Below are 6,514 nucleotides of genomic sequence, written 5' to 3' on the forward strand. Positions count from 1 at the left end.
TTGTGCGCCCCCCGGCCGCCGGTGCTGCCGGATGACGACGCGCTATGGGATATTTTCGAGCAGGGGCATCAGCTGCTGAGCGCCGCCGGCTATCAGCAGTACGAGACGTCCGCCTATGCTAAGCCAGGCTTCCAGTGTCAGCATAATCTCAACTACTGGCGCTTTGGCGACTACCTCGGCATCGGCTGCGGCGCGCACGGCAAGATCACCTTCCCTGACGGACGCATTCTGCGAACCGCCAAAACCCGCCACCCGCGCGGGTATATGGAAGGCCGTTACCTTGAGCGTCAGCATGATGTGGAAGAAGCGGATAAACCGTTTGAGTTCTTTATGAACCGTTTTCGCCTGCTGGAGGCCGCGCCGCGCGCTGAATTTAGCCGCTATACCGGACTTGAGGAAGCGGCGATCCGCCCGCAGCTGGACGCGGCGATAGCCCAGGGCTACCTGCAGGAAGACGAGCAGAACTGGCAGATTACCGAGCACGGTAAGCTGTTCCTGAATTCCCTGCTTGAGTTGTTTCTGAACGAGTAAACGCAGCGGCGGTCCTGCCGGGAAGCGGACCGCCATGGCATTATTTCAGCGAGCCAACCAGCGCTTTGCGGCTGTCCTCCAGCGATACCACCCGGCTGCAGACGTCCTTACCAAACTGCTGGAAATCGGCCTCCTGGTTTTTCCATTCCTCCTGAATCGCCGTTTGCAGGCCGCCGAGGCTGCCGAGAATGCCCTGTAGCGGATTACCGCCGCCTTTGAGCACCGCTTTCGCCCCCATCTCGTTAATGCTGTCCTGCAGAATGCCGCCCATCGCCTGATTCACCAGCTGCTGGCCATCGGCGCGTACCTGGTCGATAGCTTTATAGTGGAAAGTCAGGCCATCGCTGCGACGTTCGATAATGCGGTTCATCTGTTCTTTCAGCTGCGCGTCCAGTTTGGTCAGGCGACCGTGCATGCTGCTGTTGGCGCCAACCTGTTCGGTAATGATTTTATCCAGCGCCTTGCGGCTTTTTTCGACTCGCGAACGCGCGCCTTGGTCAATCCACGGCAGGCTGCTGCGCAGGCTGGCCTGATAATCCTGCGCCTGTTCGCGCTGGGCGGCGCTGAGCGCATAGGCCTTGCCGTTAAAGGTCAGATTGCCGTCCGGCTTTATCACCAGATCGCCGTTTTCCCCTTTCACCTGCACCTGCTGCGGGCTGAGGATCACATCGTCACGCGGCGTGACGCTACACTGGTAGTCCGCATGGGCAGACAAAGCGGTGACGGAGAGCGCCACCGCCAGCAGCGTTTTACGCATCATAAAACTCCCTTAAGACAAAACGGGCCGGCAATTGCCGACCCTTGTCAAACTTAGTCCCACCAGACGTCAAAAAGTTCGCTGGTGCGCACATCCTCTAACTTACGCGCTTCCAGCCATTTGCGTACGATAGCCTGATGCTCTTCAGTGCACTTACCAATCTCCTGCATGCAGATGAGCCCTTCCCAGGAGAGATAACCGCTGCCGTCGAAGGCCAGCTTGTTCGGCTCTATCACCTCTTCGATCAGATCGTTGACCGTCTGGTCGATCTGCTCTTCGCTGGTCCCTTCCGGGAAACGCCAGGCGACGGAGAAGCCTAACTCCTGAAACTCATCGATATGCATTTTTTTACGCAGACGACGGCTACGATTCTTGGCCATTATTTCACCCTCTCGAACATTAAGTCCCATACGCCGTGGCCGAGACGATGGCCACGCTGTTCAAATTTGGTTACCGGGCGCGATTCCGGGCGCGGTACGTAATCGTTGCTTGCCGACTGGTTACGATAGCCTTCCAGCGAGGACATGACTTCCAGCATATGCACGGCATAAGCTTCCCAGTCGGTCGCCATATGGAAGACGCCGCCGAGCTTCAACTTGCTTTTCACCAGCTCAGCGAAAGGCGGCTGCACGATACGACGTTTATTATGACGCGCTTTATGCCACGGATCAGGGAAAAACAGTTGCACCATATTCAGCGAGTTATCCGGGATCATGGTATGCAGCACTTCCACCGCATCGTGACACATTACGCGCAGGTTTTGTACGCCTTCTTCTTCCGCGGAAGCCAGACAAGCGCCAACGCCCGGGGAGTGTACTTCAATGCCGAGGAAATTCTGTTCCGGTTTGGCTTTCGCCATCGCCACCAGCGAGGCGCCCATCCCGAAGCCAATTTCTAAGGTGACCGGCGCGTCACGGCCAAACAGGGCGGCGAAATCGAGCGGCGCATCGTTGAATTCAACGCCCATCACCGGCCAAATGTTATCCAGCGCATGCTGCTGCCCTTTCGTCAGGCGGCCCTGGCGACGGACGAAGCTACGAATACGGCGTAGCGGGCGACCGTTTTCATCGAATTCCGGAGAGATGACGTCGTTTTTCATAAAAGTTTGGTCTGCTTGTGAATGTGTTCGGAAAACGGGCATTATCCAAAGTTACCCGGCGGATGCAAGGGTTTACAGCCACTCGCCCTTATGCTGCAATCTGCCCCCCTGTAATCGCGATCCCGGAGCCGTAGCTTTGACTTTTCTCGCCACGCAATTTTCAGCCCAGGTTCTGGACTGGTACGACAAATACGGGCGTAAAACCCTGCCCTGGCAAATCGCCAAGACGCCCTACAAAGTATGGCTCTCCGAAGTGATGTTGCAACAAACCCAGGTGACCACGGTAATCCCCTATTTTGAACGCTTTATGGCGCGTTTCCCCACGGTGGTGGATCTCGCCAACGCGCCGCTGGATGAAGTGCTGCATCTGTGGACCGGTCTGGGCTACTACGCGCGGGCGCGCAACTTACATAAAGCCGCGCAGCAAGTCACCACACTGCACGGCGGGGAATTCCCCCGGACCTTTGACGAAGTGGCGGCGCTACCCGGCGTCGGGCGCTCAACGGCGGGGGCGATTTTATCCCTTTCGCTCGGTCAGCATTATCCGATTCTCGACGGCAACGTGAAGCGCGTGCTCGCCCGCTGCTATGCTGTCAGCGGCTGGCCGGGGAAAAAAGAGGTGGAAAAACGGCTGTGGGACATCAGCGAAGAGGTCACCCCGGCAGAGGGCGTCGAGCGCTTCAACCAGGCGATGATGGATCTCGGGGCAATGGTTTGCACCCGCTCGAAGCCGAAGTGCGAGCTGTGTCCGCTGAGCAACGGCTGCGTGGCCTACGCGAACCATTCATGGGCGGAATATCCGGGCAAAAAACCGAAGCAGACCCTCCCGGAACGCACCGGCTACTTCCTGCTGATGCAGCACGGCGACGAGGTGTTTCTTTCCCAGCGTCCGCCGGTGGGTCTGTGGGGCGGGTTGTTCTGTTTTCCGCAGTTTGCAGACGAAGCGGAGCTACGCGAGTGGCTGGCGCAGCGCCAGATTAAGGCCGATAATCTGACGCAATTAACCGCTTTTCGCCACACTTTCAGCCATTTCCACCTGGATATTGTGCCGATGTGGCTTACAGTGCACTCATCTGGCGCATGCATGGATGAAGGCAACGCACTCTGGTATAACTTAGCGCAGCCGCCGTCGGTCGGTCTGGCGGCCCCCGTGGAGCGCTTGTTGCAACAGCTAAAAGCCGGAGCGCCGGTATAAATTTTTCGGCTATCAAAGAGGATTAATTATGAGCAGAACCATTTTTTGTACCTTCCTGCAGCGTGAAGCGGACGGCCAGGATTTCCAGCTGTATCCGGGCGAGCTCGGAAAGCGTATTTACAACGAAATCTCCAAAGAAGCCTGGGCGCAGTGGCAGCACAAGCAGACCATGCTGATCAACGAGAAAAAGCTCAGCATGATGAACCCGGAGCACCGCAAACTGCTTGAGCAGGAGATGGTGCAGTTCCTGTTTGAAGGGAAAGACGTGCACATCGAAGGCTACACGCCGCCGGAAAAACAGTAAGGGCCCTGCGGCCTTTAAAAAAACAAACACAACACGCACGCCCGGAATGATGAAAAAATACTTAGCGCTCGCGCTGATTGCGCCGTTGCTCGTTTCGTGTTCCAGCTCCAATAAAAAAGGCGCCGAATACAACGAGGCCTGGGTCAAGGACACGAACGGATTCGATATTTTGATGGGCCAGTTCGCCCACAACATCGAGAACATTTGGGGGTACAACGAAGTCCTGCTCGCCGGGCCAAAGGACTACGTCAAGTACACCGACCAGTATCAAACCCGCAGCCACATCAACTTCGATGAAGGGACGATCACCGTCGAGACCATTGCCGGCACCGACCCTCGCGGACGACTGCGCCAGGCGATCGTCAAAACCCTGTTGATGGGCGATGACCCCAACTCCATTGACCTCTATTCCGATGTCGATGACATCCAGATCTCCAAAGAGCCGTTCCTCTATGGCCAGGTGGTGGATAACACCGGGGCGTCGATTCGCTGGGAGTGGCGCGCCGCGCGCTTTGCCGACTATCTGCTGCAAACCCGTCTGAAGAGCCGCAACAACGGCCTGCGCGTGGTCTACAGCATCACCATTAACCTGGTGCCGAACCACCTCGACAAACGTGCGCATAAATACCTCGGCATGGTGCGTCAGGCCTCGCGTAAGTATGGGGTTGATGAGTCGCTGATCCTCGCGATTATGCAGACCGAATCCTCCTTTAACCCCTATGCGGTCAGCCATGCCGACGCCATGGGGCTGATGCAGGTGGTCCAGCACAGCGCCGGCAGAGACGTCTTCCGCTCCCAGGGTAAATCCGGCCTGCCAAGCCGCAGTTATCTGTTTGACCCGGCGAATAACATCGACACCGGTACCGCCTACCTGGCGATGCTGAACAATGTTTACCTCGCCGGCATCGATAACCCCACCTCGCGTCGCTACGCGGTGATCACTGCCTATAACGGCGGCGCCGGCAGCGTACTGCGGGTCTTCTCCAGCGATAAAGTGCAGGCGGCCAATATTATCAACAGCATGGCGCCAGGGGACGTCTACCAGACGCTGACCACCCGCCATCCGTCGGCGGAATCGCGCCGCTATCTGTACAAAGTTAATACGGCGCAGAAAAGCTACCGCCGTAAATAGCCCTCCTCCCGACTCCGGCCTCAGCCCCGCGCTGAGGCCGCGCTTATTCTCCGCCATACTCTGTAATATCTTTCGGTTTTCTGCGGCAGTTAACAGAAGCATTAAGCTAGTGAATGATAGAATCGCATCAAAATAACGGGATTAATGTTATTTTAAAAACATAACAAGCCCACATTCGTGAGGATAACTACATGAATCTTAAGCTGCAGCTCAAAATACTGTCGTTCCTGCAGTTCTGCCTTTGGGGGAGCTGGCTCACCACGCTTGGCTCGTACATGTTTGTCACGCTGAAGTTTGACGGCGCGGCAATCGGCGCAGTGTATAGCTCGCTCGGTATCGCCGCGGTGTTGATGCCGACGCTGCTCGGCATCGTCGCCGATAAGTGGATCAGCGCCAAATGGGTATACGCCATCTGCCACCTGGTCGGCGCGTTAACGCTGTACCTCGCGGCGCAGGTCACCACGCCGGGCGAGATGTTCCTCGTGATCCTGCTTAACTCGCTGGCCTATATGCCGACGCTTGGCTTGATCAATACCATCTCCTACTACCGCCTGCAGTCGGCGGGGCTGGATATTGTCACCGATTTCCCGCCAATTCGTATCTGGGGCACCATCGGCTTTATCCTCGCCATGTGGGGCGTGAGCTTCTCCGGCTTTGAACTGAGCCATATGCAGCTGTACATTGGCGCGACGCTGTCGGTCCTGCTGACTCTGTTCACCCTGACGCTGCCGCATATTCCGGTCGCCAACGCCCAGCGCAATCAAAGCTGGACGGAGATGCTCGGCCTGAACGCTTTTGCGCTGTTTAAAAACAAGCGTATGGCTATCTTCTTTATCTTCTCGATGATGCTCGGCGCCGAGCTGCAAATCACTAACATGTTCGGTAACACCTTCCTGCACAGCTTCGATAAAGATCCGCTGTTTGCCGGCAGCTTTATCGTCGAGCACGCGTCAGTGCTGATGTCGATTTCGCAGATTTCCGAAACGCTGTTTATCCTGACCATCCCATTCTTCCTTAGCCGCTACGGCATTAAGAACGTGATGCTTATCAGTATTGTGGCGTGGATGCTGCGCTTCGGCCTGTTCGCCTTTGGCGACCCGACGCCGTTCGGCACTGTACTGCTGGTGCTGTCGATGATCGTCTACGGCTGCGCCTTCGACTTCTTTAACATCTCCGGTTCGGTGTTCGTTGAGAAAGAGGTGCGCCCGGAAATCCGCGCCAGCGCTCAGGGGATGTTCCTGATGATGACCAACGGCTTCGGCTGTATTCTCGGCGGGATGGTGAGCGGCAAAGTCGTCGAACACTTTACCGTCGAGGGGATCACTGACTGGCAGAGCGTGTGGCTGATTTTCGCCGGCTATTCGCTGGTGCTGGCCTTTGCCTTCGTGGCGCTGTTCAAATACAAACACGTCAGACAACCGACCGCCGCCCAGCAGAGCGTGTGATCGGCAAAAGTAAAACGCCCCCCCCCCCCCGCCGGGGGGGGTTTTTTTTTT

7 protein-coding genes and 1 pseudogene are annotated in these 6,514 nt (G+C 56.9%); 5 read left to right on the forward strand and 3 right to left on the reverse strand.

The window, feature by feature from the left end; all coding sequences use genetic code 11:
• Positions 1-531: pseudogene (locus HMPREF9538_RS23055) on the forward strand (YggW family oxidoreductase); the annotation flags it as partial.
• Between the two features lie 40 nt (positions 532-571).
• Here HMPREF9538_RS23055 and HMPREF9538_RS23050 read toward each other — a convergent pair.
• The 3 genes from HMPREF9538_RS23050 to trmB are packed head-to-tail and all read right to left on the reverse strand — an operon-like array spanning position 572 to position 2,387.
• The gene (locus tag HMPREF9538_RS23050) at positions 572-1,291 is read right to left on the reverse strand and encodes a DUF2884 domain-containing protein (RefSeq protein ID WP_009484132.1); all 720 of its coding nucleotides are present in this window, start codon (positions 1,289-1,291) and stop codon (positions 572-574) included.
• Between the two features lie 50 nt (positions 1,292-1,341).
• The gene (locus HMPREF9538_RS23045; RefSeq protein WP_002916620.1) at positions 1,342-1,668 is read right to left on the reverse strand and encodes a YggL family protein; all 327 of its coding nucleotides are present in this window, start codon (positions 1,666-1,668) and stop codon (positions 1,342-1,344) included.
• A complete protein-coding gene (gene trmB / locus HMPREF9538_RS23040; protein WP_002916627.1) occupies positions 1,668-2,387 on the reverse strand; it encodes a tRNA (guanosine(46)-N7)-methyltransferase TrmB in 720 nt (239 codons plus the stop codon). The genes HMPREF9538_RS23045 and trmB overlap by 1 nt, the downstream gene beginning before the upstream one ends.
• A 136-nt stretch (positions 2,388-2,523) precedes the next feature.
• Between trmB and mutY the strand changes: the two genes are divergently transcribed.
• The 4 genes from mutY to HMPREF9538_RS23020 all read left to right on the forward strand — a co-directional run bounded on the left by mutY (position 2,524) and on the right by HMPREF9538_RS23020 (position 6,463).
• On the forward strand, positions 2,524-3,582 hold the full coding sequence (gene mutY / locus HMPREF9538_RS23035) for an A/G-specific adenine glycosylase (protein ID WP_009484133.1): 1,059 nt from the start codon (positions 2,524-2,526) through the stop codon (positions 3,580-3,582).
• A 28-nt stretch (positions 3,583-3,610) separates the two neighbouring features.
• Positions 3,611-3,886 carry an oxidative damage protection protein gene (locus HMPREF9538_RS23030; protein ID WP_004105744.1) on the forward strand — a complete coding sequence of 92 codons (276 nt, stop codon included), beginning with the start codon at positions 3,611-3,613 and terminating at the stop codon, positions 3,884-3,886.
• Between the two features lie 49 nt (positions 3,887-3,935).
• The gene (mltC, locus tag HMPREF9538_RS23025) at positions 3,936-5,018 is read left to right on the forward strand and encodes a membrane-bound lytic murein transglycosylase MltC (protein WP_002916629.1); all 1,083 of its coding nucleotides are present in this window, start codon (positions 3,936-3,938) and stop codon (positions 5,016-5,018) included.
• Positions 5,019-5,209: 191 nt separating this feature from the next.
• Positions 5,210-6,463, forward strand: coding sequence for a nucleoside permease (locus tag HMPREF9538_RS23020; protein ID WP_004144787.1), 1,254 nt, complete (start codon positions 5,210-5,212; stop codon positions 6,461-6,463).
• Positions 6,464-6,514 lie beyond the last annotated feature (51 nt).

Source organism: Klebsiella sp. MS 92-3, assembly GCF_000195655.1.
In the GTDB taxonomy this organism is placed as follows: Bacteria; Pseudomonadota; Gammaproteobacteria; order Enterobacterales; family Enterobacteriaceae; genus Klebsiella; species Klebsiella pneumoniae.

Excerpts from the sequence above, each read along its gene's own strand:
- trmB (WP_002916627.1), bottom strand. The coding sequence starts at position 2,387 with ATGAAAAACGACGTCATCTCTCCGGAATTCGATGAAAACGGTCGCCCG.
- mltC (WP_002916629.1), top strand. The coding sequence starts at position 3,936 with ATGAAAAAATACTTAGCGCTCGCGCTGATTGCGCCGTTGCTCGTTTCG.
- HMPREF9538_RS23030 (WP_004105744.1), top strand. The coding sequence starts at position 3,611 with ATGAGCAGAACCATTTTTTGTACCTTCCTGCAGCGTGAAGCGGACGGC.
- HMPREF9538_RS23045 (WP_002916620.1), bottom strand. The coding sequence starts at position 1,668 with ATGGCCAAGAATCGTAGCCGTCGTCTGCGTAAAAAAATGCATATCGAT.
- HMPREF9538_RS23050 (WP_009484132.1), bottom strand. The coding sequence starts at position 1,291 with ATGATGCGTAAAACGCTGCTGGCGGTGGCGCTCTCCGTCACCGCTTTG.
- HMPREF9538_RS23020 (WP_004144787.1), top strand. The coding sequence starts at position 5,210 with ATGAATCTTAAGCTGCAGCTCAAAATACTGTCGTTCCTGCAGTTCTGC.